This is a genomic window from Aliivibrio sp. 1S128, from assembly GCF_001691065.1.
Taxonomy (GTDB): Bacteria; Pseudomonadota; Gammaproteobacteria; order Enterobacterales; family Vibrionaceae; genus Aliivibrio.
This window is the reverse complement of the sequence record NZ_MAJV01000036.1, coordinates 20262-46505: the sequence shown is the minus strand read 5'-3', so window position 1 is coordinate 46505 and position 26244 is coordinate 20262. Positions and strand designations below refer to the sequence as shown.

The following is a 26244-nucleotide window of genomic DNA, read 5'->3' as shown; positions in this document are numbered from 1 at the left end:
AGTGACAATTTTAAAAACTTCACGCACAAAAAAACCGCCAATGGAATATTGGCGGTTTTTATTTGAATTGATTTTAGGTATTAATAAGCGCTTGTCTCATACCCTTTTTTACGGCTACGGGCATCAGCTATCGCGCCATGCACCATTTTGCCAAACGCTTTATCTTTTGCTCGTTGTTCAGCAAGACTCGCACCATTAATTGCTTGTTCACGCATTAATTTCTGGAAACTCACCAAACGACGTTCTTCAAGAACACCTGACTCCACCGCTTTTAATACTGCACAACCCGGTTCAGCAACATGAGTACAATCACCAAAGCGGCATTTTTCTGCAAGATCAGTAATTTCACTGAACGTTGCATTTACGCCTTGCTCGCAATCACTTAATTGAAGCTCACGCATTCCAGGAGTGTCCATTAATAGACCACCTTGTGGCATCAATTTTAGTGCGCGATGCGTTGTTGTATGTCGACCTTTGCTGTCATCTTCACGGATGTCGGCTGTTTGCTGTGCTTCAAAACCAAGTAAGCCATTCACAAGCGTTGATTTACCCACACCAGATGAACCTAAGAATGCCAATGTTTGACCATTCTTACAGTAACTATGCAATGCAACAAGATCATTCACATCTAGTGCATTTACACTGTATACACTCATAAAACGATTCAGTTTTTGAACTTGGTCTTGTTTGTCATCAACATCAGCACATAAATCGGCTTTAGTCAGCACAATAACTGGCTCAACTTCTGCTTCTTTAGCGATAGCAAGATAACGCTCAATACGGCTTAGGTTAAAATCGTTATTTAATGAACAGACAATCATGACATTATCAATATTCGCGGCAATCAATTGCGTTGCGATTTTTGATCCTGGAGCTTTACGATCAAACAAAGATTGTCTATCCAGTACACGTTGAATTCGTAGATTTTCATCAAACAATACCCAATCACCCACACAAACACGATCATCACCTGATGGTGGTAATAAACTCACCTGACCTTGCTCACTCAAAACAATGATACTGCTTCGGTGTTGTTCAATAATTCGACCCGTTTGAAACTCGGTTAAATCATCTAGAGTCAGTTGTTGTTGAAAATAAGGACGCCAGCCTAATTGTGATAGTGTGAGAATTTGCTCACTCATTTGTTGCTCCATACATATGGTAGATTGTTTACCATTGATGAGGTCATATTATTCAATGACGTCACTTACGTGCCACTACACATCAATGGTAAACACTCTTTACATAACTGAATTTATTGCATTTTAGTTTCTAACTAAAGTGCGAGAATACTAGCACTTTCTATTGAGTAAATAGCAACAATACTTTTCCAGTTTGTGCTTCTTTTTATCGTTTTAAGATCTTGGTAGCAATTATTTTGTTTCCTCTCTGTCGTAATTAAGACTCCAACGATTTATGAAAACTAAAGCATATAAAATAGGCCTCACTTTTATTCATGTAAAACAAGTTTGTCTTCTTATTACGATAAAAATAATTGATTAAACTTAAATACATTAACGATTTTTTTAGAAAAAATTTACGATCGGCGGGCAAAGAAATCCTTTCCAATAGTAAGCGTAACTCTTTCACAACATTTATGATTTAAACATTCAGCATAAAATTAAATTTATTTAATCATGGAAATCAAACATCTAAATTTCATTTTCACTAAAAAACAAACCATTTTGAACGATCGCTCAAAATAATAATTGAACAATCGTTCAAAATTAATTATAGTGAATTTCATCAACACAACGTTAAACCAAAAAACAATGAATTATTAAGGGAAAAATGATGACTACATTTACTATTCATACACTTGAATCAGCGCCAACTAAAAGCCAACCAATTCTAGAAAAATCATTAAAAACGAATGGTATGCTTCCTAATCTTCACGCTGTAATGGCAGAAGCTCCCGGATTGCTTGAAGGCTACCAAGTGCTACATAAATTGTTTACTGAATCATCATTCAATGCAGAAGAGCTAACGGTAGTATGGCAAACCATTAACGTAGAACACAATTGTACTTATTGCGTTCCTGCTCATACTGGGATTGCACATATGATGAAAGTCGATGCAACAATCACTGAAGCATTGCGTAACCGAGAAATTATGCCAACAGAAAAACTGCAAGTGTTGCACGAAACAACATTATTAATGGTTCGCAATCGTGGGGAGCTTTCTCAAGCAGAAATACAGACTTTCTTCGATGCCGGATTTACTCATCAACAACTGCTAGAAATTGTTTTGGGTATGGCTCAAAAAGTAATGAGTAATTACACCAACCATCTTGCTCACACACCAGTAGACAGCGCATTTAAACAGTTTGCTTGGGATAAATAATCTATAACAGCAACATAACGTAATTCTTCTGGTTATAACATCGACGAAAACTAAAAAGCCAATCTCATCGGATTGGCTTTTTATTATCTATCATTCGGTTATTTTAATTCTTACGCACCGATTTTTAATGTCATGAACATATCATCAATCATTTGATCTAAAGGTGCGTCTCCATTACTTGCACAAGCATAGACTCTTAACCCCATAATTTGTACTTGAACAAAACGCGCCAATTGAGATACATCTTTGTCTTTACTTAACTCACCTTGCTGCTGTGCTTCTTCTAATAAGGTCATAAATTGACCTTCCATGATAACGAGCATTTTCTTGGCTTCAGTAAGCAATTCTGCGTTTTCTTCAGTTAATTCTGCAATCGTTTTTGCCAACATACACATACCGCTTGGGGCAGAGGTTTGGCTTTCAAGCACAATCAAAGTAATAAAGTTTTTCAGAGCATTAAGAGGAGATGAAGTATTGGCTCTACACTCGGCAATTTGAGCAACACCCATCTCCGTGTACTTATGTAGCACTTCTTTAAACAAACCTTCTTTACTACCAAATGTCGCATAAATACTGCCAGGGCGCATATCAATTACATCTTGAAGATTACGCATGGATGTGGCGTGAAAACCTTTTTCCCAATAAAGATTGGTCGCTTTTTCAATCACATCGTCTCTGTTAAATTTGGCTGTTTTTGCCATAATAAATTACTCTTAAAAAACTTGAACACTTGTTCAATTATATCAGCTTATATTATGAAATACAGGGTTTGCTTAAAAACAACGCATCTAGACCACCAACCTAACCTACTTTGGTCTATGCTTTATAAGCGACATTACAATGACTTAAAAAAATAATTAAGGAATAATGATGAATCAAATCAACCCTAAGAAACTATTAAATAGTAAATGGACTGCCGTAAATCCAATAAAAAAAGAGAAACACTTTTTAATTACAGAGGTTGAATTTGAAGAAAATGAAGTGACGCATTGTTTAATAGAAGCCGTCATGACAAAACGAACACAAGCATTGGATTGGCAAGAATTAAAAAACCAAGACGATTGGCTTTCTGGCTGGAAATAAAAAACGCTTATGCTGAAATCACACATAAACGTTTGTTAGAAAAAAGACGGTTAAAACTAGCCCTGTTTCTTAAGAAATTGATCGATTGACCCTTTTGGAGTCTTAGCTATTTTTTGCATTAATGAAAAATCAGGACGGGTAATCGCGTAGTCACTTTTTAGGGTATCGAGCAGAACTTGCCATAATGACGCGGTCACTTCTGCGTCGGCTAATGCTCTGTGAAACACACCGTCATTATCAATTTGATGATACGCCACTAACTCGCCCAATTTATGCGATGGCGCATCTTGAGTTAATCGTCTTGATACCAATAATGAACACGCGAACGTGCCATCATAATCTCGCTGAATTGCATCAAGCTCTGCATCCAAAAAACGCTGATCAAACGAAGCATTATGAGCAACGAGATTGCAACCTTGAATGAAATCTGCAAATTCATGCATTACCGTTCCACAATCGTCTGCGTCCACTAGCATTTCATTAGTAATACCTGTGTAATTAGCAATAAACGAGCTAACTCTAAAACCAGGGTTCATCAGTTTTTGAAAGCGATCAACAATAACACCATTTTCTAGCTTAACCGCACCAATTTCTATGGCACGATCGCCTTGGTTTGGGGATAAACCAGTGGTTTCGAAATCGAGAACAACAACGGTATTAGCAAGAGCAGCAAGGGGTTTGGCAAGGCGTAAAGGCACGAAATATTTCCAAGTCATATAATTAGCCGGCAATAATACCACTTCTTCTGTTTATATATAAAATGATAAGAACATGACTTTCATATAAGGAAAATTAATGAGCACGCTATTTAAGGATCTTTTCTCTGAAGATTTCTATGATTTCCTCTCAAACGCATTAAAACACGTACTTCCTGAGCTTGATAAACAGGCCTTCATTACTCAAATCTATTGTGATGAGTTCTTTGATTTTGAGATGAAACAACGCATAAGCCACACCACTCAAGTTCTACACCAATTTATGCCCAAAGAATTCAGTCATGCTTCTGATATTCTCATTCAACTTATCGCCTATTTTGAAAGCCTTGAGATAAAACCCGACAGTTTAGAATACTTATTTATACCTGAGTACATTGAACGTTATGGCTTAGAAGATTACGACAATGCCATTAAGGCCTTTGTTATCGTAACGCCTTTTGTTACTTGTGAATTTGCCGTTCGCCCTTTTATTGCTAAGTATCAACAGAAAATGCTTAATGACATGATGTTATGGGCAACGCATGATCATCGCCGAGTTCGTCGTTTAGCCAGTGAAGGTTCAAGACCACGATTACCTTGGGGGATGGCATTACGTGAGTTAAAGAAAGATCCTAGTCCATTAACACCTATCCTTCTTGAACTAACCAACGACAGCTGTGAGGCCGTAAGACGTAGCGTCGCTAACAGCTTAAATGATATTGCTAAAGACAACCCTGACTATGTGATTTCATTTGCTAAAACGCACATTAATAAATCAGAACACACCAACAAACTCATTAAGCATGCTTGCCGCACTTTATTAAAACAAGCCAATCCTGAGGTGCTTGAATTGTTCGGTTTTGAAAGTAAAGGCATTGAGACATCTAATTTTGACATTACCACACCCAAAGTCACTATTGGCTCTAACCTTGAGTTCACGTTTACGGTTCACAACACAACCGAAAAAAGAAAAAAACTGCGTCTAGAATATGGCCTGTATTACCTAAAAAACAACGGCACATTAGCACGTAAGGTTTTTAAGATAAGCGAGCGTGATATTGAAGCCAAAGAAAAATACACTGTGGATCGTAAGCAAAGCTTTAAACTCATTACCACGCGTAAGTTTTACGTCGGTATACACGAGTTATCTCTCATTCTTAATGGGCGAGAATTGGATAAAAAAGAGTTTGAATTAACCGCATAAATCTGGCGATTAACCATTACCGGTGATTTTACTCATATCAGCGATAGCGATACCTTTATCTATTTCGGGTTTGGTAGAAGTATTTAATCAAGCAATAAAAAAACGCGAGCTGATATCATCAGTCTCGCGTTTTTTTTGCTAAGTAACGTTAATTAAAATTAAGCTACATGCATTCTGTTTTTATGATCTAGGTACTCATCGTAAGTACCTTGGAAGTTAACTAATTTCTTATCTGTAACATCAATGATTTGAGTCGCTAGAGAAGAAACAAACTCACGGTCATGGCTTACGAAGATTAATGTACCAGTGTACACTTTTAACGCTTCGTTCAATGCTTCAATCGCTTCCATATCCATGTGGTTGGTTGGTTCGTCCATAACAAGTACGTTGATGTCTTGCATCATTAACTTGCCAAATAACAGACGGTTTTTCTCACCACCAGAACAGTTTCTTGCTTGTTTGTTTGTATCATCTGCAGTAAATAGTAGACGACCCAAAATACCACGAACCATCAAGTCATCATGCTTAACTGTACGCCACTGCGAGATCCAATCAAAGATGCTTAAATCGTTATCAAAATCAGCGGTACTGTCTTGTGGGCAGTAACCGAATGTTGCGTTTTCTGACCATTTAACAATACCTTCGTTTTGTTCTAGATCATTAACTAAACAACGTAATAGCGTTGTTTTACCAACACCATTTTCGCCAATGATTGCAAGACGAGTACCCGCTTCAAGCAGTAAGTTACCGCCAGCAAACAATACTTCTTCTTCAAATCCATGACCCAAGTCTTTCAACTCAAGTGCTTGACGGTGTAATTTCTTACCTTCACCAAAGTTAATTGATGGGCTCATGCGGCTTGATGATTTCACTTCATCTAATGAGATTTTATCCATTTTCTTTGCACGAGAACTTGCTTGCTTCGCTTTAGATGCATTCGCACCAAAACGGTTTACGAAATCTTGTAGTTCACTGATTTCTGCTGCTTTCTTCGCGTTACCAGAAAGTAGTTGCTCACGGATCAAACTAGACGCTTCAAGGAAGTATTCGTAGTTACCAGGGTAAACACGAAGCTCGCCATAATCAATGTCTGCCATGTGAGTACATACAGAGTTCAGGAAGTGTCTATCGTGCGAGATGATGATCATTGTACATTTACGTTGATTAAGCTCACCAGCTAGCCAGTTAATCGTATTAATGTCCAAGTTGTTTGTTGGTTCATCAAGTAGCAAGATATCTGGGTTTGCGAACAATGCTTGTGCTAATAACACTCGCAGTTTCCAACCAGGAGCAACTTGTTGCATTAAGCCATAATGAAGTTCTTCATCAATACCGGCTTGTAATAGAATGTCACCAGCACGGCTTTCTGCGCTGTAACCGTCCATTTCTGCAAACTCACTTTCAAGCTCAGCCACTTTCATGCCATCTTCTTCACTCATTTCTGGTAGCGAATAGATGCGTTCACGCTCTTGTTTTATTTCCCATAATTTCTTGTCGCCCATGATCACAACATCAATTACGCTGTATTTTTCAAACGCAAACTGATCTTGGCTCAACACGCCTAATTTTTGTCCCGGCGTCATTGATACGTTGCCTGAACTAGGAGTCAATGCACCACTTAGAATCTTCATGAACGTTGATTTTCCGCAACCGTTCGCACCGATCAAACCATAACGGTTACCGTTGCCAAATTTTGCTGAAATGTTTTCAAATAAAGGCTCTGCGCCAAATTGCATTGTGATGTTGTTTGATTGTATCAACGAAATAATTCCTAGGGTTTACTGACAAGTCATGATTGAGCTATAGAAAGCCACAAGATGAAGGACGAAAGTATGATAAATGAGAAAATCTAGCCGCGGATTATACAGAGATCTTGATCACAATGTCGAGAAAATACGGTGTTTTTATATTCAATAAAAAAGCCCTAGAAAAATCTAGAGCTTTAAAAAGGTACGAATAGCGTTTATGTGATTAAAAATTAAAATTTATAACCGACAGTAAACGAGAATGGATCTGAAAAAATATTATCGCCACACACCCCATTCACCTGTAGTTCCAGGTTCTTCACCTTTTGTCCACCACTGAGCAACCCAAGCTCCTCCTTGGTGAATAACGATATCTCCTGCGTTATATGTTGAATCTACTTGCCACGCATTTGTTGGTTCTACTGGCGGCTCTACCGGTGGTGTGATATCGGCTTTAATTAAAGAAAGTTGATAACTAAGATCTGCACTTGGCGCAAATACTCGGTTCGCGTAAATATTATTGGCGTCGTACATATAATGATTCATCTCTTGGTGCCAAATACCAATAAACCATTCTTTATTTTTCAACTGGTTAAATTGTCCCGCTAATTCAGCTGACCATGTAATGGTATTATTTACCGTTATCGCTAAACTTATATCGGTGGTTTCAGCACCTGTAGCATCAAATGTTCTGAAGCGAACCGTATCACCAGATTCTACTGGGCCAAAGCCTTGGCTAATGTAATAACCTAAATCAGAATATGATACTGGTGGGTCTACTGGATCTGTTGGTCCTGGGGGTATCGTGCCAGTATTATCAAACGAAATATCACTACAGTTATAAAAGCCTTCGCCTGCGGCATCTTCACGCTGCCAACGAGTATAAAGTACCGCTGAATCGGATCTATCCGCTGGAAGGGTAATGTTAATACGGTACTTTTTATCATCTCCTACAGGGACGTTACCCGCAGTATCAATTAGCTCTAGATCACCCCACGTTAATGGAGCGGTCGGATCGTAATTAGTATTAGATAAGTAGAATTGCCAGTAAGAAGGGTTGTGCGGTGCGGTCGCATTAAAGATAAGTTCAATCTGGTTATTCTCATCTAAGGTAACCGCCGTTTTTTGCCAATGGGAGGAACCTACATTTAAGCCGGATTTTGAGCTATCACCTGCTGAACATAAATTGCCGTCACGAACAATGGCTTGAACATGGGCCATGTCTTTATAGTTTGGTACATTGGCAGCGACTTCATTACGTTGGACAAAAGGAAACGCACCGGACTCATCATACGCGGCCTGACACGCCTTATTTGGAATTGTGTTATCCCAGAAACCACCATCAAGATAACACGTATTCTGCCTTGCACTTGGAAATTCAACCCAGCCATGTGCTTGTGCTCCCATTGATGATAATGCGCCAACAAAGGCAATGGTAAGCGAGCTAATTTTTATTTTATTAGTCATATTTCATCCTTGTTTATAAACAATAAAAGCAGAGCGACGAGTGCTCTGCTTTCGTTTATAAAATTAGCAAGAATTGATAAATTAGCGACTAAAACGGAAATAAAGAAAAGCTTTAATGACGCATTTGTTATCTGCTTTCCATCTAATAATGAGTCAAATGAAAGCCTATTATATTCTTTCGACTCAACTCAACTCATTATCTAACAACAACCACTATAAAGTCGTCTTAACATTTTTACCTAGACGATCTCTGTTGCTGTTTTTTCTCTTTCTTTTCTTGTTTACGTTGCTCAATCAATTTTGCCGCGTCACCACCAACATGAGTTTCGCCTCTTTCATCCGCCAATTGCACTTGTTTTTCACGCTCACGGAAACGAGATTTTTGCTCATCACTGTGTTGATCAATACATTTAGGGCAACTTACGCCTTTTTCAAACGCATCAGATTGTTTGTCTTCATCTGTGATTGGCAAACGGCACGCATTACACACATCGTAATGGCTTTTCTCTAATTGGTGATTAACGGCAACTCGGCCATCAAATACATAACAATCGCCTTCCCATAAGCTGTTTTCTTCTGGTACTTCTTCAAGGTACTTTAAGATGCCGCCTTCAAGATGATAGACCTCATCAAATCCTTGCTCTTTCATATACGCTGTCGATTTTTCACAACGAATACCACCAGTACAGAACATCGCTACTTTTTTATGTTTTTCAGGATCTAAATTATCAGCAACGTATTGAGGAAAATCGCGGAACGTTTCTGTCTTTGGGTTAACAGCATGTTTGAATGTGCCTATATCTACTTCATAATCATTTCGAGTATCAACCAATAGCACGTCGGGATCAGAAATAAGGGCATTCCAATCAGCAGGTTTAACGTACGTACCCACCACATGAAGAGGATCAATACCTTCTACGCCCATGGTGACGATTTCTTTTTTCAATTTCACTTTGGTACGATTGAAAGGTTGAACGTCGTTGATTGATTCTTTATAAACCACATCCGCTAAACGAGGATCTTCTTTAAACCAAGCGAGTAGCGTATTAATCGCTTCACGAGAGCCAGCAACCGTGCCATTAATCCCTTCACTTGCTAGCAGCAATGTGCCGCGAATATTATTATCTTCTAATACTTGAGTTAATGGTTGACGAATGTCGGTGTAATTTTCTAATGAAACAAATTTGTATAACGCACAAACGATATATTGAGACATGGATAACTTTCCTTTTTTGCGAGGCTGGATCGTAAGTCCAGAGCAATGAGTATTTGCCTTAGCGGCTTATAATAGTGCGGGGAGTATAACGGAGGTCTATCGACACAAATACCGACAGTTTTTGTGGTTTTTCTAATCAAATTAATAAAACAACCACCTTTCAAATAGCAAGATAGCTAAAATTTACAATGTAAACAGACATAAAAAAAGCGCTGAATATAAGACTCAACGCTTTGATTTATAGTTACTTAATAGGATAAATTACGAGTTAAATTCACTCACATCAATATCAAGTAATTTACCAATACCTTCACCATACGCTGGGTCGGCTTTATAACAATGTCTTAAGTGGCGAAGTTGGATTTCTTTTGGCACACCGTTTAAGTTACGCGCTGTGTTATCAAACAAGATGTCTTGTTTTTCAGCGGTCATTAGACGGAATAGATCGCCCGGTTGTGAGAAGTAATCTTCATCTTCACGGTGATCCCAATGTGCTGCTGCGCCATCTAAGTTTAGTGGTGGTTCAGAAAAATCTGGCTGCTCTGCCCATTGGCCTTCATTATTTGGTTCATAACCTAATGTGCTACCAAAGTTACCATCAACACGCATTGCGCCATCACGGTGGTAACTATGAACAGGACAACGAGGTGCGTTCACTGGAATGTGTTGGTGGTTTACACCTAAACGGTAACGCTGTGCATCACCATACGCAAATAAACGACCTTGTAGCATTTTATCTGGAGAGAAGCTGATACCAGGAACCACGTTTGCAGGGTTAAATGCCGATTGCTCTACTTCTGCGAAGAAGTTTTGTGGGTTACGGTTTAGCTCAAATTCACCCACTTCAATTAATGGGTAATCTTTATGTGGCCATACTTTGGTTAAATCGAATGGGTTATAAGAAACCGTCGCCGCTTCTGCCTCTGGCATGATCTGAACTTTCAATGTCCATTTAGGGAAATCTTGGTTATCAATGCTTTCTAGCAAATCACGTTGATGACTTTCACGATCATTACCAATCACTGCACCCGCTTCAGCATCTGATAGGTTTTTAATGCCTTGCTGAGATACAAAGTGGAATTTCACCCAGTAGCGCTCGTTATCACTGTTGATAAAGCTAAACGTGTGGCTACCAAAACCATGCATATGACGGTAAGTCGCAGGAATACCACGATCACTCATCACGATAGTTACTTGGTGAAGTGCTTCTGGTAATGATGTCCAGAAATCCCAGTTGTTTTTCGCGCTTCGCATATTTGTGCGAGGATCGCGTTTAACTGCGTGGTTTAAATCAGGGAATTTAAGAGGATCACGTAGGAAGAATACAGGCGTGTTATTACCCACTAAATCCCAGTTACCTTCTTCTGTATAGAATTTTAGCGCAAAACCACGGATATCACGCTCTGCATCTGCTGCGCCACGCTCACCAGCAACCGTTGTGAAACGTGCAAACATGTCTGTTTGTTTGCCAATTTCAGAAAACAGTTTTGCTTTTGTATATTTAGTAATGTCATGAGTTACCGTAAATGTACCGTAAGCACCAGACCCTTTTGCGTGCATACGACGCTCTGGGATAACTTCACGATCAAAATGCGCCAGTTTTTCTAAAAACCAAACATCTTGCAGAAGTTGAGGACCACGTTTACCCGCAGTTTGAACATTTTGGTTATGTGCAACAGGGCAACCTGCTGCTGTCGTTAATTTTTTACTCATTACTCATTCCTTAATATTATTATAAAGTGCACGGAAAAATGGTTTTCTAAAAGTCGTATTAAACACAGAAATGACAATTTTCAATATCTAACCCGAAAGTACCGTCACGACTTGATAAATGATTTAACCCTGAAGAAACACCCATTTCATATCCTGCAATCAGTGTAGGAGATTTCATAGAAAGACGCTTAACGGCAAAATCTTCAGGTGGAGCGATCACTCGAATTGTCGTTCCTTCAGGAGGATTACGAATAAATTCCAGTGATTGATTATAATTTTCGGCTCTCACTAACATTGCTTGTGCTATTTGAGGGTATCGAGCTAATAACTTGGTCATTAGCCAAGGTGAACGTGCAGGTTTCATCTCATAACTTAAAGGGTGAGATAAGATCACCGTAATATCTCTCGCACCTCGACGATAAGCCTCTTTTACTGGAATAGAATCGGCTACTCCACCATCGGTATAGCAACCACCAGAAAAGCAAGGTGTTGATTTATAAGCGATAGGTAAAGCGGTTGTTGCTTCAAGAACATTATTTAAATTACTTTCTTTTACTTGATAATAATCGGCGTTACCACTATCAATATTAGTTACTGCCGCATACATAGGAATAGAAGAAAATAAACGTTCAGAATCTAATGGATGTCTTCTGTTCGACTCCTCAATTAACCATTTAACATCAACAAGATCACCACCGCGAGCAAATCGTGCTGGATTAAAAAAGCGTTTGTGGGTTGCAAGTTTCGTAATGACATCAAAGCTACGTTGAGGAGCATAAGAAAGATACCCTATTAGATTCGATGCTCCGGCAGAGACTCCAATGGCAAAATCATAAGGCATAAATTCTGTCTTCATAAAAGTGTCCAAAACACCGCTAGCAAAAATGCCACGCATTGCTCCACCTTCTACGACTAATGCACTCTTCACCATACTCTCTCTTTAACCCCTAAAATACTGTGGGGATAGAATAAACACTTTAGAGAATAAGAGATAATCGCTTGTACTTATAGCTGTGATTTATAAAACCTATCAAAAATTAGAAGTAAGTCATGAAGCCTAGTTATTGTTATTCTTCCTATTAATATAAACAAGATGTTGAAAGAATAAAAAAGGGTATGGCGAAGTTTTCAATTCAAACATATTAATCACAATCATGAATAATTAAAAATACAACATAAAAATATTAAATAACAACAAGTTAATATGATTTATATTTACATAGTTTTACCTTCACTTACATAAAATATCAAAGTATCTACTATACTTTTCAGAACTATTTTATTTGAGTACATTCTTATGTATAAAATCTTACTACTTACTGTCAGTTTATTTATTATTTCAGGTTGTAAGGACAACTCTCCCCAACAGCAGAAAATCCCGCCTCTCCACGTTGATACACTGACTCTTCAATATAAAAGTGCTCGTCTATCCAGTGAGTTACCAGGCCGAATATCAGCAATCAAAGAAGCGGAAGTTAGACCTCAAGTATCAGGCATTATTACAGAACGATTATTCAAAGAAGGCAAAGAGGTGAAACAGGGAGATGTTCTTTATCAAATAGAACCTGCAACCTATCAAGCGAATGTCAACAGTGCAAAAGCAACACTTAATAGAACATTAGCCGATCAAAATGTAGCCAAGAAAACTCTAAATCGAATTGCTGAATTAGCGAAAAAGAAATTAAGCAGCCAGCAAGATTTCGATGATGCACAAGCGGCTTATGAGCAAGCAACTGCTGAAGTTGCAGTGTCCCAAGCGGCTCTTGACTATTCTAATATTCTACTCTCATACACACAAATTACCGCTCCTATTTCTGGTCGAATTGGTATATCACAAGTATCAGAAGGCGCATTAGTAACAGCAGAGCAAAGTAGCTACTTAACCACTATTCAGCAAATTAATAACGTTTATGTTGATATAAGTCAATCTTCCCTTTCCTTATTAAAGCTCAAACGAGAATTCCCAAGAAATAAAGATCACGAACAAGAAAGAAAAATTCCAGTTGATATAAAAATGGAAGATGGAACTGACTACCCTATTCAAGGGTATTTAGAAGCATCTGATATTTTGGTTGATGAATCAACAGGTAGCATGACATTGAGAGCAATTGTTTCTAACCCAAATAATGAACTTCTACCGGGTATTTTTGTTCGAGCAACCATCTATAGCCCGTCAGAAAAAGATTACATTATGATTCCACAATCAATCGTTATTCGCAGTCAAACCGGAGAACCGTTTGTTTATATTGCAAATGATAAAAATATTGTAGAAAAAAGAGCTATTTCATTAGGTAATGAGATGGAAAATAATTGGATTGTACTTGATGGCCTCAAGGAAGGTGAACACGTTATTATCAATAATTTACAAAAAATTAAAGAAGGTGCCCCTATTGTTATCGATAATGCCACACCTCCTGTTGATAGCTCATCAGATAATCAATCTGTTGCCTCTGAATAACCTTGATTAAGGAATTATCATGTCTACATTCTTCTTAAAAAGGCCTATTTTTGCTTGGGTACTTGCTATCGTAACCATGTTGCTCGGTGTGTTATCCATCAAAGCGTTGCCTATCGCCCAATATCCAACCATTGCACCACCCGCAATTCAAATCAGTGCTACCTACCAAGGTGCATCAGCAAAAACAGTTGAAGACAGTGTCACTCAAATTATCGAACAAAGTATGACAGGGTTAGATAATTTATTGTATATGTCATCCATCAGTGATTCTTCTGGTAGTGCAACTATTACATTAACCTTCAGCTCTGATACTGACCCCGATATTGCTCAAGTTCAAGTTCAGAATAATTTACAGCAAGCCACTAGCGGTTTACCTGCCTCCGTACAAAGTGAAGGGATATCTGTACGTAAAAGCAGTTCTGGTTTTATGTCAATGATCACGATTTACTCTCCAGATGGGAGCATGAGTGGTCCTGATATACAAGATTATGTAAATTCCTACATAAAGGACCCAATAAGCCGAATTAATGGCGTGGGTGATGTGCATGTATTTGGTTCATCTTACGCCATGCGTATCTGGCTAGACCCAGCAAAACTCAACAGCTATAATTTAACCCCTTCTGATATTTACAGCGCGGTAGAAAACCAAAACTCTCAAGTTACAGTCGGACAACTAGGCGGAACTCCTTCGACAAAAGAGCAATTAATCAATGCGACAATTACAGCTCAGACCCTACTCTCAACAGTTGACGAGTTTCAAAATATTCTCTTAAAAGTGAATGAAGATGGGTCTCAAGTTCGTTTAAATAATGTTGCTCGAGTTGAATTAGCCAGCGAAGACCTCAGCGTTATACCCGCTTACAATGGTCAAGAAACCTCAGGGATGGGGATCACTCTCGCATCAGGTTCTAACTCATTAGAAACACAAGAAGCGATTGATGCCAAATTAGCTGAACTATCGAAAAGTTTTCCTACCGGACTTGTTATAGATAAAGCGATGGACACTAACCCATTCATTAAGCTCTCTATTGAACAAGTAGTTCAAACCTTATTTGAAGCGATTGTACTTGTCTTCTTTGTCATGCTGTTATTTCTACAAAACGTTAGAGCTACACTCATTCCAACCATTGCTGTTCCTGTCGTTTTATTGGGTACTTTTGGGGTTGTCGCCATGATGGGCTTTTCCATCAATACCTTAACCATGTTTGGTTTAGTACTTGCGATTGGCCTATTAGTAGATGATGCTATTGTTGTTGTAGAAAACGTTGAACGTATTATGCATGAAGAAGGGATTTCAGCTCTTGAAGCTACCGAAAAATCCATGGGACAAATTACGGGCGCGTTGATTGGTATTACCATGGTATTGGCGGTTGTATTTATTCCAATGGCATTTATGTCTGGCTCTACAGGAGCCATCTACCGCCAATTTTCACTTACGATTGTATCTGCGATGGTACTATCGGTAATGGTTGCCTTAATTTTAACGCCAGTACTGTGTGCTACGCTATTAAAGCCAAAAACTAAAAAAGAACCAAATGTATTTTTCTCAGGATTTAATCGACTTTTCGATGCGTGCTCTAACCGTTATCAACAATCGGTTATTAGCGTATTAAACCGCCCTGCTCGTTTAATTTTGCTCTATGCTACATTATTGGCAGGGACCGCAGGACTATATCAAATCTTACCGAGTTCATTTTTACCAGATGAAGACCAAGGTAACTTCATGATAATGACGCAGTTGCCGAATGGTTCTACGGTCGCTCAAACCAAAAAAGTAATGGAAGACATTAACACTTACTTCCAAGAAGAAGAAAAAGACACAGTAAGAGCAGTATTTAACACTGCAGGTTTTAACCAAGCTGGGACAGGGCAAAATGCAGGTATGAGTTTTATCGGCCTAAAAGATTGGTCAGAAAGAACTGAAGAGGGGCAGGATGTTAATTCTATCATTCAAAGGGTCATGAAAAAATTTCAAAACTACAAAGGAGCATCTATTTTTGCGGTAAATCCACCAGCGATTAGGGAATTAGGACAAGCAACGGGTTTTGATTTTTACCTTGAGGATAACGCCAGTCTTGGACATGATAAATTAGTAGAAGCACGAGATCAGTTACTTGAACTTGCCAATAAAAATCCAATACTACAAAAAGTACGTACCAATGGATTGGAAGATAATGCCCAATTCTACCTTGATATTGATTATGAAAAAGCAAAAGCCCTTGGGGTGAATATCCAAGATGTAAATAGCACATTATCGATTGCTTGGGGTTCTGCGTATGTAAATGACTTTATTGATAGAGGCCGCTCAAAGAAAGTTTATATTCAATCTGATGCCGAATACCGAATGACACCAGAAGACATCAACGCTTGGTTTGTTAGAAATGACCAAGGAAAAATGGTGCCATTGAATACATTTACTCAATCACATTGGGGAAAAGGTTCACCTCAACTGGTAAGGTATAACGGTAATTCAGCCATTGAAATTATTGGTGAGGCAGCATCTGGATACAGTACTGGTGATGCAATGCAAGCCATTGAAAGCATACAAGCACAATTACCTGATGGGATAGGTATAAGCTGGACTGGAATGTCTTATCAAGAATTAGAAGCAGGTAATCAAGCACCTTTTTTATATGCCCTATCATTATTAATGGTGTTCTTATGTTTAGCCGCTCTGTATGAAAGCTGGACTGTTCCTATTGCTGTTATGCTCGTAGTGCCATTAGGTGTACTTGGTGCATTAGCTGCAACGTATTTTAGAGGCTTAGAAAATGACGTTTACTTCCAAGTTGGATTGTTAACAACCATCGGCCTCTCAGCTAAAAACGCCATTTTAATTATTGAGTTTGCTAAAGAGTTATATGAAAAAGGCATGGGACTGACTGAAGCAGCAATTGAAGCCTGTAAGATGAGATTTCGTCCTATATTAATGACCTCACTAGCCTTTATTTTAGGGGTTCTTCCACTAGTTATCAGTTCCGGAGCAGGCTCTAATGCACAACATGCGATCGGTACATCGGTAATGGGCGGAATGATATCAGCGACTCTACTAGTTATATTCTTTGTTCCTTTATTCTTTGTTGGTATACAAAAAATGATGTTGAAATTTAAAAATTAATCATAACTGTTAATAACTACCGATAAAAAAGCGCCATGGACATTATGCTCATGGCGCTTTTTAAAGAAGGATAATCACTGAATAATTTATTAAAATGCTAGATATGATTAACTCCTTAACTACATACTTAATTCAAAAAAATATTTTTCAGCATCAATAGAACCAATCTATTAATTAAAAAAACTACGGTATTTCTGATCACATGCCTGTTTAACTTTCAATGATGCTATTTTATTTTTAGAGCTTTGAAGGTTATCAAGTAAGCATTGATTATAATTAACATCCTTTTCTTCTAGAAGAATATTTTCCATATAAAGTATCTCACACGCATTGGTTAGCATAACTGAAACGCCAGGCTTAGTCTCTGTAACATACTGAAAAATAAATATTGATATGCATCTTTATCTTCTTTAGATAAAGAACTTATTCATGGTAATAAACTAACTCCTTGAGTAAAAAAGGCACTTATATTTAAGTATTAACTATAAAAGGGCTACAAATAAAAATTTATAACCCCTTTTTATATAAAGAAATTTAAATACAGCTAAAAACTATTTAATTAAACAGATACAAATACTCTCCATAGCCTTCTTTCTCTAAATCCGCTTTAGCAACAAAACGCATTGCGGCTGAGTTCATGCAGTAACGTAACCCTGTAGGTTTAGGGCCATCACTAAAAACATGTCCTAGGTGAGAGTCAGCAAATTTACTGCGGATCTCGGTGCGTTTACTGAATAATGCAAAATCGTCTTCTTCGGTTATGTACGCTTTATTGATTGGTTTAGTAAAACTTGGCCAACCTGTACCAGATTTGTATTTATCGGTTGATGAAAACAACGGCTCACCACTCACGATATCCACATAAATACCTTCAGCTTTATTATCCCAATACGCATTATCGAATGGACGTTCTGTCCCTTCTTTTTGCGTTACGTAATATTGTTTATCCGTCAGCATCTTCTTAATTTCTGACTCTGATGGTTTGGCATACGACTTAACGTTTTGAGCCATTTTTTGCTCATCAATGTACTTACGTAATGTTTTGGGATTGTCTTCCCTGTCTTCACCAAATACTAAGTCTAGGTATTTATCGCGTCCTGAACCGTGGCGGTAATATTTATAACGCACAGGGTTACGCTTGTAATAATCTTGGTGATAGTCTTCAGCGACCCAAAATTTAGTAAATGGAATAAGTTCTGTCGCTAATGGCTTTGGAAACACCTTTGCTGCATCAATCGCATTCATGAACTCTTGAGCGATCACTTGCTGATCTTCATCATGGAAAAAGATAGCTGGACGATACTGTGGACCTCTATCAACAAATGAGCCTTTGTTATCCGTTGGGTCCATATGTCTAAACAGCTGATCAAGCACTTGCTCATAACTAACGATCTTTGGATCGAACGTCACTTGAATCACTTCAATGTGACCTGACTTTCCTGATGACACTTGTTTGTAAGTTGGGTTTTCAAGCTTTCCTCCGGCATAACCTGAAACCACATCCACCACCCCATCTAATTTTTCCAAATCAGATTCAGTACACCAGAAACACCCCCCAGCAAGAGTGGCGACTTCATAGTTACCTTTTATTGGTGTGGGCATATCCTCAGCCGTTGAAAAAAAACTCGTCATAGCAGCAAAAAATGAAGCAAACAGTAGAGCAACTGTTGTAATTTTTAATCGGGATCTCATATCAACCTCTTTATGGTTTCTTATTAATATAGTTATCAGAGTGATGTGCTTCGAAAAAGTTGCAATTTGTTATTAAACATTAATTCTTTGTTATTGCTTTTCGTTATTAAGATATAGCTCATAAATATGATAGTGCTGTCGGACGATTTATTGATTCAGTGCATCTTTCTAAGCAATTTCTTTGGTTAGAGTGGTTTTCTGTTCCCTTTCAATATAGAAGATAAATCATGACTCAAGTGAATCAAGAGCGTTTAATTAATCACTTTCTAGATATTGTTCAAATCGATAGTGAATCAAAAAATGAAAAAGCGATTGCAGAAGCTCTTGCAGAACAACTAGGTGAACTGGGCTTTACCGTTACTAAATTACCTGTGCCAGAGGACGTATCAAACGGCTTTAATATTTACGCAAGATTGGAAGGCGAGTTAGAGGGCAGCATTGTATTTAGCTCTCACATGGACACGGTAACTCCAGGTAATGGTATTGAACCTATCATTGAAGATGGCGTGATCCGCTCTAAAGGCAACACTGTACTTGGCGGTGATGATAAATCAGGTATCTCTGCGGTAATGGAAGCGGTACGTGTTATTAAAGAAAATAACCACGCACACAAAACGATTGAGTTAGCGTTTACTGTCTATGAAGAAGGCGGCTTACACGGCTCTAAAAACTACGATATGAGCTACATTCAATCTAACCACGCGATTGTGCTAGATTCAGGCGGCCCTATTGGCACTATTATTACTTCTGCTCCTGGTCAGCAAAACCTTAAAGTAACCATCACAGGCCGTCCAGCACACGCAGGTTTAGCGCCAGAAGAAGGCATTAATGCCCTAACGGTTGCCGCTGATGCAATCATGAACATGACACTTGCACGTATTGACGAAGAAACAACAGCCAACATTGGTGTGGTTCGTGGTGGTCAAGCGACAAACATCGTTATGCCAGAACTGTACATTGAAGGTGAAGCGCGCTCTCTGGATGATGTGAAGCTGGCAAAACAAGTTGAACACATGGAATCAACGTTCAAAGCAGCAGCAGATAAACACGGCGCTCAAATCGAGATTATCTCAACGCGTGCTTATAACGCTTACAAAATTTCAGACGATAATGCACACGTTGCTAGCATTAAAGAATCATTTGAGAGCATTAACATTAGTCCATTCACTAAATCTACTGGTGGTGGCTCTGATGCAAACGTATTTAATGAAAAAGGCTTAACAACCGTAAACCTTTCTACGGGTATGTCTAAAGTACACACTACAGAAGAGTTTATTAAAGTCTCTGATATGGTTGATATTACTCGTTTCTTAACGGCATATTTAACTCGTTAATATTTTTCGCTGTAATTTAAAGTAAACAAAAGAGCCACCTTCATTCGGGTGGCTCTTTTTTATAAATGATGCTGGTGATTTTATTTTCCGATCATAATTTGTTGAAACAACAAGCTGGTTTCACAAATAAAAAATAATCATGACGAAGGTATTAACAAATGGCCTCTAACATCCTATATTGATTTAATGAGTGAAACATCTCTCATCAATGAATGTTAAGGAATGACATTTGAAAAATAAAGGATTTACATTACTAGAATTAATCACCACCCTCGTGATTTTGGCGATTATTGCTGTTATTGCATTACCTAAATTAATCAATTATAAAAGCGATGCTAGCCAATCACTCATACAAGGTGTTGGAGGTGCTATCAAAACAGGGCTAGATTTAGCAAACGCTCGAATTCAAATAGACAATGCTGATTCAAGTATTGATTACTTAGGTAACACGATTCAATTAACCGCAAGACAACCAACAGCAAGTGCGGGGACATTGCGTGCCCTTTTAGATATTGAAGTCCCAACCTCTTGGACAAGACTTTGGAAAACAGTGCCTTGTGCAGAACCTGAATTTTGTATTTTAGGCAATATGTATCCTGGAAAATCAAATTATGTGCCCGTTCCCGGTTATGATTTAACGGGGAGCTTTGTTGGCGAAAATAGAGTTGCCTATATTTGGCCAAAAGGTTACTTATTAGAAACCGATGGTTGCTATAGCTTTTACATTAATAATGCTTCCACTAATTCTGTTTATTCAGGCTCAATAACCGATGGCTGTTAGTGCCATTGCCCTATTTCATTTATTCTTCTCAACTCTCTGAAAAGAAGATCTCTTTAATTATTGTAATTAAACCATTTTTTATTGGCTTTTCATTTTCAGATCTATGCAATGAAACAGCAATTAATTAACAAATAAAAATTAGAAGCAGTTCACGAAATAACCTTACAGAATAAAAGCCGTTATCAAACCCAGTTATGATGAATCTTTCCAATATTTTCATATTAAAGGATTATTTATGAACTTCGTTGACGGTGTGCTACACATCGAATCATTTTTAGCAATTACACTCGGGATAATTGTTCTTTTCTTAGGTCGTCGGCTAACACAGATGAGCTATTGGCTAAAAGAATTTAGTATTCCAGAACCCGTCTCTGGTGGCATTCTTGTTTCTGTTCTTTTCGCTGTTCTTCATTATGTAACACAGGTTGATGTCTCTTTTGATTTAGCTACTCGTGATCTTCTACTGGTTTACTTCTTCACGACTATTGGTATTAACGCCAGCCTTAAAGATCTCTTTAAAGGTGGTAAGCCTCTCATCATTTTATTAACCATCACCATCGGGTATATGTTTATTCAAAACCTCACCGGCATAGGGTTCGCTTTGCTGCTTGATCAGCCAGCTGTTTTTGGTTTGTTAAGTGGATCTGTTTCTTTAATTGGCGGTCATGGAACCGCTATCGCATGGGCACCAAAGATTGGTGAGCAATTCGATTTAAATACCGCTATGGAGATAGGCATTGCAAGTGCCACCTTTGGGTTAATTCTTGCCAGTTTAATGGGTGGTCCAATAGCAAAATATTTAATTAATAAACACAATTTAAAAGCGACTGAAGGCGAAAAGGTTGACGTTGGAACTCAACAAGATTCCAAGCAAACTCGCATTACCTCTTATGATTTTTTAGACGCGATGCTCGCCATTCACATCTGTATTATATTAGGGGCGATCTTAAATGAAGTGGTCTCTGGGCTTGGATTAGATCTTCCTTTGTTCGTGAGTTGCTTGTTTGCCGGTATTTTAATTTCTAACTTAATACCAGCGTCTTACCCCCGCTTAACTGGTACTCGTTGGCCTGCTCGTAAACCTGCGGTTGCTCTGATTGCTGATATGGCCTTAGGGGCATTTTTATCGATGTCTTTAATGAGTATGCAATTATGGGCTTTAGTCGACTTAGCGGGGCCTATCTTTATTATTTTGGCAGCTCAATTCTTTATTGCGATATGTATTGCCATCTTTGTTGTCTTCCCTCTTATGGGAAAAACGTACGATGCAGCAGTGGTTTGTGCCGGATTTGGAGGGATATCACTAGGGTCTACCCCAACAGCGATGGCAAACATGTCAGCAGTAGCGCAGAAGTATGGTAATTCACATCAAGCCTTTATTATCGTGCCTTTGGTTTGTGCCTTTTTTATCGATCTCGCTAACGCGCTTATTATTCCTTATTTTATTGGTATCGTAGGATAACACTTCCCTCTTCTAGAAAGCTCTTCACATAAAAATAGCCAGACTTAACATCTGGCTATTTTTATGTGCCTAGAAAGCATGTATGCAGACCTATTATGCCTATAAGTATTCACACTCTGTTCATGCTTATTAGATTATACTAATCTCATCTTATTACCGTTCAATAGGCCATTTACGTGATTTCATCATTATTTTCGCGCTTTGCAGTCATTGGATCTCTGGCAATATTAGGCGCATGCAGCCAATCCACCACAGACGCTAATTATGTACCATCCGATACTCTGCCTAACGACTCACAAAACAGCTTTCAACAGTACATGGATGAAACCAAACAGTGGTTAACTGAACATCGAGTATTTAAAAGTAACGATCTAGAAAAAGAACTTTCTGTAAATTTACCTTTTGAAATAAAGCCAAATAAGCCAAACGGAAAAGGCGTGCTTTTAGTTCATGGTTTGGGTGACTCCCCTTTTTCTTTTATCGATATTGCTCAGCACCTAGCTGATCAAGGTTATTTAGTTCGCTCAATATTACTTCCAGGGCATGGCAGTAAAGTGGCAGATCTCATGCTGCCTAGTTTAGAAGACTGGCAAAATGTCGTTCATCATCATACCCAATTACTTAAAGCTCAAACAGATGAAGTGTGGCTTGGTGGTTATTCGACAGGGGCGAACCTTGTTACCTCTGAAGCACTTAAAGACGATAATATCGCAGGATTACTTTTGTTTTCTCCGGCGTTTAAGCCGGGATCATCCACCGTTAAGTTTGCAAAAATCGCAAGTTATTTTGTAACGTGGGCAGATCAAGATCCTGAAACGAACCCTATTCGTTATAACTCACTCCCTATGCATGGTGCAGCGGTTTATTATGATACGGTGAAAGTTGTCCAGCAGGATCTTAAGGGTAAAAAATACACCAAACCCGTATTTATGATAGCCAGTGAGGGAGATCATGTCATCGATACGACATTTGCAACCTCTGTTTTTAAAACCCAATTCACTAATGTTAAAAATCACTTAGTGTGGCAAGGGGAAAATACATTTCCTGCAAATAATGCCACTACATTTAGCATGAACCGTCCAGATCTAAAAATAGTCGATGGATCTCACATGGGGCTATTATTTTCACCTATTAATCCTGAATATGGCGAAAACGGATCCGTGAGAATTTGCAGTAATGGGCAGACAAAAGAGCAAGAATTGGCTTGTGAAGAAGGAGCAGAAGTATGGTTTTCTGCTTATGGCGTAAAAGAAGAAGGTAAGATTTTTGCTCGCTTAACTTATAACCCTTACTTTGAACAAAGCATGGAAATGTTAGATCATGTTATGTCTGAAAAATAAAATAAGCCCGTATTCAATCTGTATACGGGCCTACTTTTATTAATTCACCTGAATATTAGAGATTGTGTACCAATTTTCTTTCTGTGGCATATCTATCGCGAGCTTGATTTTCGCCTCTCCAAGATCATTAACTAAAGCAATTTGTAAATCATACTCACCAGCTAAAGCAGGGACGGTTATTTGATCATCAATAGTAATCACTGGAGCATCTCCTACTCTAGTCTCTGCCGGTAACCAATCTAAAACATTCCCTGACGTCTCTTGAGTTATCTCTACTTTCCCTGATGCATCAACAAAGCGATAAGCAAGTCGATATGGGTAGTAAGAAGGTGCTACACCACTGTTTTTCCATTCAGAGGTGATAGTCATCGTACTTGATGAATTAACCTCTTTAGAATGCGTTAAAGAGGTTAGCTCAAAACGATAGCCTAGCTTTTTAAGAACGTCTTGAACTGCAGGCTGAAACTCATCAGGAATAGGTTTTGATTTCGCATTAATTAACGACGCGTGGTGGTTAAGTGCATAATCAAATACCTCAGTAACATCTTTTTCAGTAAAATGATGATCTGTCTTCCACAATGTCATATCGTTACAAGTTTCAAATTGAACGGGAGCTTGTTTCCATGCATCGTGAGCATTGGCGTTATCAAGAGCATGAGGATAGCCATCTTCCATGTGATTCCAACCTGGACCATAATAGCCTTCTTTATCTCCTAAACAATCAGCCCTCCACCCTGAACCATTTGCTACAGCACTAGCTAAAAATGTCTCTCTCTTATCTTCAGAGCCAATTAACATCACCGTTGGAACACGAGTAAAGCTAGATTGATGCATCGTGACATATTCAGTAAAAACTAATGGGGATTCAAAAAGAGTATTATCGTTTAAATGCGCTCCTAAAGCTGGCTCATTAGGATAAGCCTCCTCTAAATGCCATTCAGCCCAAGAACCTATAACGCCAATATCTACACTCGTAATATCGTCTGGATTATTATATTTAGTGCTTAATGCGGCAAGTAAATCTTGAATTTGAGTACGAAAATCACTTGATGTGTAATCAGGTACAAATACAGTTTTCCCTTCATTCACAACTACGTTTTTTCCTTTAGCAGAAAACCATAAAGGTATTGAATTGTCACCTGTATCAGTCTCACCCATGGCCATGACTCGAAACATCAATTTTTTTCCAGCCTCTTTAGCATCATTTAGTTGCTTATCTATCAAAGCAAAATTATAAACACCGTCACTTTTTTCTAATTCAGACCAATACCACCGAAAATAGACTGTGCTCGTCTCTGGATAAGATGGAATAGCACCGTATTCATAATCATGAATAGAAATTGAGTGAAAATCACTAAAACCAATATCAGGATTAACCAATACTTGGCAGCTAATTTTTGGCTTCGTTGTAACTAAATCTCCTTTTTCAGTTACTGTACTACCCATTGTAGTATCACAATAATTGATGGGATCTGTCGGCGAAGAGTCATCAGAACCACAGCCCATCAAAAATAACGACAACAAGAAAGGGAATACTTTTAAGAAATGCATAAATAAACCAAACAGATAAACTAACTAAAGTTTACAAAGTAAAAGATAAAACATGTAAATCCTCTGTCAGATCTTCCTTTATTCTTACTTCTAATAAAGAAGATTGAGCTCAAATCAGAAGCATGATCAAGGGTGTATTCTTCTGGATCCTTAATTTACTTATACTATGCTACAACTAACTCAAGGTATGATTAATGGACTAACTATGAAAACAGATATCCGCTCCCCTCTATTCATTGCCTTAATGGGCATCAGTTTATGTAGCTTTGCTGAAAACCCTAATATATCAATACAATATTCAAAACCTTTAAATCAGCAAGAAATTACAATTCAGCAAACGATAAAAGAAAGTGGCATTAATGACACATTGACAGAACTTTCTAACGACTATTTCCCATTTAATAAAACAGTCACCATTCAATATGGAAGCACGGAAGGGCCACTCTATGACCCTAACTTTCATACGATACAGATCCCTTATTCGTTTTATCAAGAATCACTCGATTACTTTTCAAAAAATAAATACCAAGAACGCTTTAATAAATCGCCACAGTTAGGTGCCCTTGATACTCTACTTCATACTTTATTACATGAGGCAGGCCATGCTTTTATCGCTGATCAGAACATTCCGGTTTTAGGAAAAGAAGAAGATGCCGTCGATAACTTTGCAACCATCTTATTATTAAACTATGTAGATAATGGTGATGATATTGCGATAAGTGCAGCAGATATGTTTGCATTTGAGTCTGAGGATAGACCTGATTACTACGATTTCGGAGAGTACATAGATGAACATAGCTTTGATTTACAGCGCTATTTCTCTACCTTATGCCTTGTTTATGGTAGTGATCCAAAAAAGCAAAGTCATTTATTGGATGAAGTCGAAAACGATTATTTGAAGGATAGGAAAGAGTTTTGTGAGTTTCAATTTGATTCATTAAGTCAAAGTTGGGATCATTATTTTAAGCAAACAAACTAAATATAAGAAGCATGATCAAGGGATTGAATCCTACTTGATCATGCTTCTGGATCAATAAAAAAG

General features: G+C 38.2%; 20 protein-coding genes. 10 read left to right on the top strand and 10 right to left on the bottom strand.

What is annotated here, in order from left to right; translation table 11 throughout:
- Positions 1 to 80 precede the first annotated feature (80 nt).
- Positions 81 to 1142, bottom strand: coding sequence for a ribosome small subunit-dependent GTPase A (gene rsgA, locus A6E03_RS06885; protein WP_065592306.1), 1062 nt, complete (start codon positions 1140 to 1142; stop codon positions 81 to 83).
- A 652-nt stretch (positions 1143 to 1794) separates the two neighbouring features.
- On the opposite strand from rsgA, the gene A6E03_RS06880 reads away from it, so the two are divergent.
- Entirely contained in the window at positions 1795 to 2343 is a 549-nt protein-coding gene (locus tag A6E03_RS06880; RefSeq protein WP_065592305.1) for a carboxymuconolactone decarboxylase family protein, read from the top strand.
- 110 nt (positions 2344 to 2453) lie between these two features.
- On the opposite strand, the gene A6E03_RS06875 is transcribed toward A6E03_RS06880, so the two are convergent.
- Complete coding sequence (locus A6E03_RS06875; RefSeq protein WP_065592304.1) at positions 2454 to 3044, bottom strand: TetR/AcrR family transcriptional regulator; 591 nt, start codon at positions 3042 to 3044, stop codon at positions 2454 to 2456.
- A gap of 169 nt (positions 3045 to 3213) precedes the next feature.
- On the opposite strand from A6E03_RS06875, the gene A6E03_RS06870 reads away from it, so the two are divergent.
- Complete coding sequence (locus tag A6E03_RS06870) at positions 3214 to 3426, top strand: TIGR02450 family Trp-rich protein (protein WP_065592303.1); 213 nt, start codon at positions 3214 to 3216, stop codon at positions 3424 to 3426.
- 56 nt (positions 3427 to 3482) lie between these two features.
- On the opposite strand, the gene A6E03_RS06865 is transcribed toward A6E03_RS06870, so the two are convergent.
- Positions 3483 to 4142 carry a PolC-type DNA polymerase III gene (locus A6E03_RS06865; RefSeq protein ID WP_065592302.1) on the bottom strand — a complete coding sequence of 220 codons (660 nt, stop codon included), beginning with the start codon at positions 4140 to 4142 and terminating at the stop codon, positions 3483 to 3485.
- Between the two features lie 79 nt (positions 4143 to 4221).
- Here A6E03_RS06865 and A6E03_RS06860 point away from each other — a divergent pair, with 79 nt between their 5' ends.
- Positions 4222 to 5325, top strand: coding sequence for a DNA alkylation repair protein (locus A6E03_RS06860; RefSeq protein ID WP_065600489.1), 1104 nt, complete (start codon positions 4222 to 4224; stop codon positions 5323 to 5325).
- A gap of 158 nt (positions 5326 to 5483) precedes the next feature.
- Here the strand turns inward: A6E03_RS06860 and A6E03_RS06855 are convergent, their stop codons facing one another.
- The 5 genes from A6E03_RS06855 to A6E03_RS06835 all read right to left on the bottom strand — a co-directional run bounded on the left by A6E03_RS06855 (position 5484) and on the right by A6E03_RS06835 (position 12397).
- Complete coding sequence (locus A6E03_RS06855; RefSeq protein WP_083190314.1) at positions 5484 to 7085, bottom strand: ABC-F family ATPase; 1602 nt, start codon at positions 7083 to 7085, stop codon at positions 5484 to 5486.
- Positions 7086 to 7349: 264 nt separating this feature from the next.
- Positions 7350 to 8537, bottom strand: coding sequence for a lytic polysaccharide monooxygenase (locus A6E03_RS06850; protein WP_065592299.1), 1188 nt, complete (start codon positions 8535 to 8537; stop codon positions 7350 to 7352).
- Positions 8538 to 8772: 235 nt separating this feature from the next.
- The gene (locus A6E03_RS06845) at positions 8773 to 9753 is read right to left on the bottom strand and encodes a rhodanese-related sulfurtransferase (RefSeq protein WP_065592298.1); all 981 of its coding nucleotides are present in this window, start codon (positions 9751 to 9753) and stop codon (positions 8773 to 8775) included.
- A gap of 261 nt (positions 9754 to 10014) precedes the next feature.
- On the bottom strand, positions 10015 to 11466 hold the full coding sequence (locus A6E03_RS06840) for a catalase (RefSeq protein ID WP_065592297.1): 1452 nt from the start codon (positions 11464 to 11466) through the stop codon (positions 10015 to 10017).
- A 58-nt stretch (positions 11467 to 11524) separates the two neighbouring features.
- Positions 11525 to 12397, bottom strand: coding sequence for a patatin family protein (locus tag A6E03_RS06835; protein WP_065592296.1), 873 nt, complete (start codon positions 12395 to 12397; stop codon positions 11525 to 11527).
- A gap of 366 nt (positions 12398 to 12763) precedes the next feature.
- Here A6E03_RS06835 and A6E03_RS06830 point away from each other — a divergent pair, with 366 nt between their 5' ends.
- Positions 12764 to 13924, top strand: coding sequence for an efflux RND transporter periplasmic adaptor subunit (locus A6E03_RS06830; protein WP_065592295.1), 1161 nt, complete (start codon positions 12764 to 12766; stop codon positions 13922 to 13924).
- Between the two features lie 13 nt (positions 13925 to 13937).
- Positions 13938 to 17042, top strand: coding sequence for an efflux RND transporter permease subunit (locus A6E03_RS06825; protein WP_065600488.1), 3105 nt, complete (start codon positions 13938 to 13940; stop codon positions 17040 to 17042).
- A gap of 555 nt (positions 17043 to 17597) precedes the next feature.
- Here A6E03_RS06825 and msrB read toward each other — a convergent pair.
- Complete coding sequence (gene msrB, locus A6E03_RS06815; RefSeq protein ID WP_065600487.1) at positions 17598 to 18734, bottom strand: peptide-methionine (R)-S-oxide reductase MsrB; 1137 nt, start codon at positions 18732 to 18734, stop codon at positions 17598 to 17600.
- Positions 18735 to 18961: 227 nt separating this feature from the next.
- On the opposite strand from msrB, the gene A6E03_RS06810 reads away from it, so the two are divergent.
- The 4 genes from A6E03_RS06810 to A6E03_RS06795 all read left to right on the top strand — a co-directional run bounded on the left by A6E03_RS06810 (position 18962) and on the right by A6E03_RS06795 (position 23651).
- Positions 18962 to 20068 carry a M20/M25/M40 family metallo-hydrolase gene (locus A6E03_RS06810; RefSeq protein ID WP_065600486.1) on the top strand — a complete coding sequence of 369 codons (1107 nt, stop codon included), beginning with the start codon at positions 18962 to 18964 and terminating at the stop codon, positions 20066 to 20068.
- Positions 20069 to 20297: 229 nt separating this feature from the next.
- Positions 20298 to 20849 (top strand): type II secretion system protein, encoded by a 552-nt coding sequence (locus tag A6E03_RS06805; protein WP_065600485.1) that lies wholly within the window; start codon positions 20298 to 20300, stop codon positions 20847 to 20849.
- 235 nt (positions 20850 to 21084) lie between these two features.
- Positions 21085 to 22311: a sodium/glutamate symporter gene (gltS, locus tag A6E03_RS06800; protein ID WP_065600484.1), complete on the top strand. Its 1227-nt coding sequence runs from the start codon at positions 21085 to 21087 to the stop codon at positions 22309 to 22311.
- 224 nt (positions 22312 to 22535) lie between these two features.
- Positions 22536 to 23651, top strand: coding sequence for a carboxylesterase (locus tag A6E03_RS06795; protein ID WP_255310605.1), 1116 nt, complete (start codon positions 22536 to 22538; stop codon positions 23649 to 23651).
- A gap of 39 nt (positions 23652 to 23690) precedes the next feature.
- Here A6E03_RS06795 and A6E03_RS06790 read toward each other — a convergent pair whose 3' ends face one another.
- Positions 23691 to 25202, bottom strand: coding sequence for a DUF4832 domain-containing protein (locus A6E03_RS06790; RefSeq protein ID WP_065600482.1), 1512 nt, complete (start codon positions 25200 to 25202; stop codon positions 23691 to 23693).
- Positions 25203 to 25407: 205 nt separating this feature from the next.
- On the opposite strand from A6E03_RS06790, the gene A6E03_RS06785 reads away from it, so the two are divergent.
- Complete coding sequence (locus A6E03_RS06785; protein ID WP_065600519.1) at positions 25408 to 26181, top strand: DUF4344 domain-containing metallopeptidase; 774 nt, start codon at positions 25408 to 25410, stop codon at positions 26179 to 26181.
- Positions 26182 to 26244: the final 63 nt, after the last annotated feature.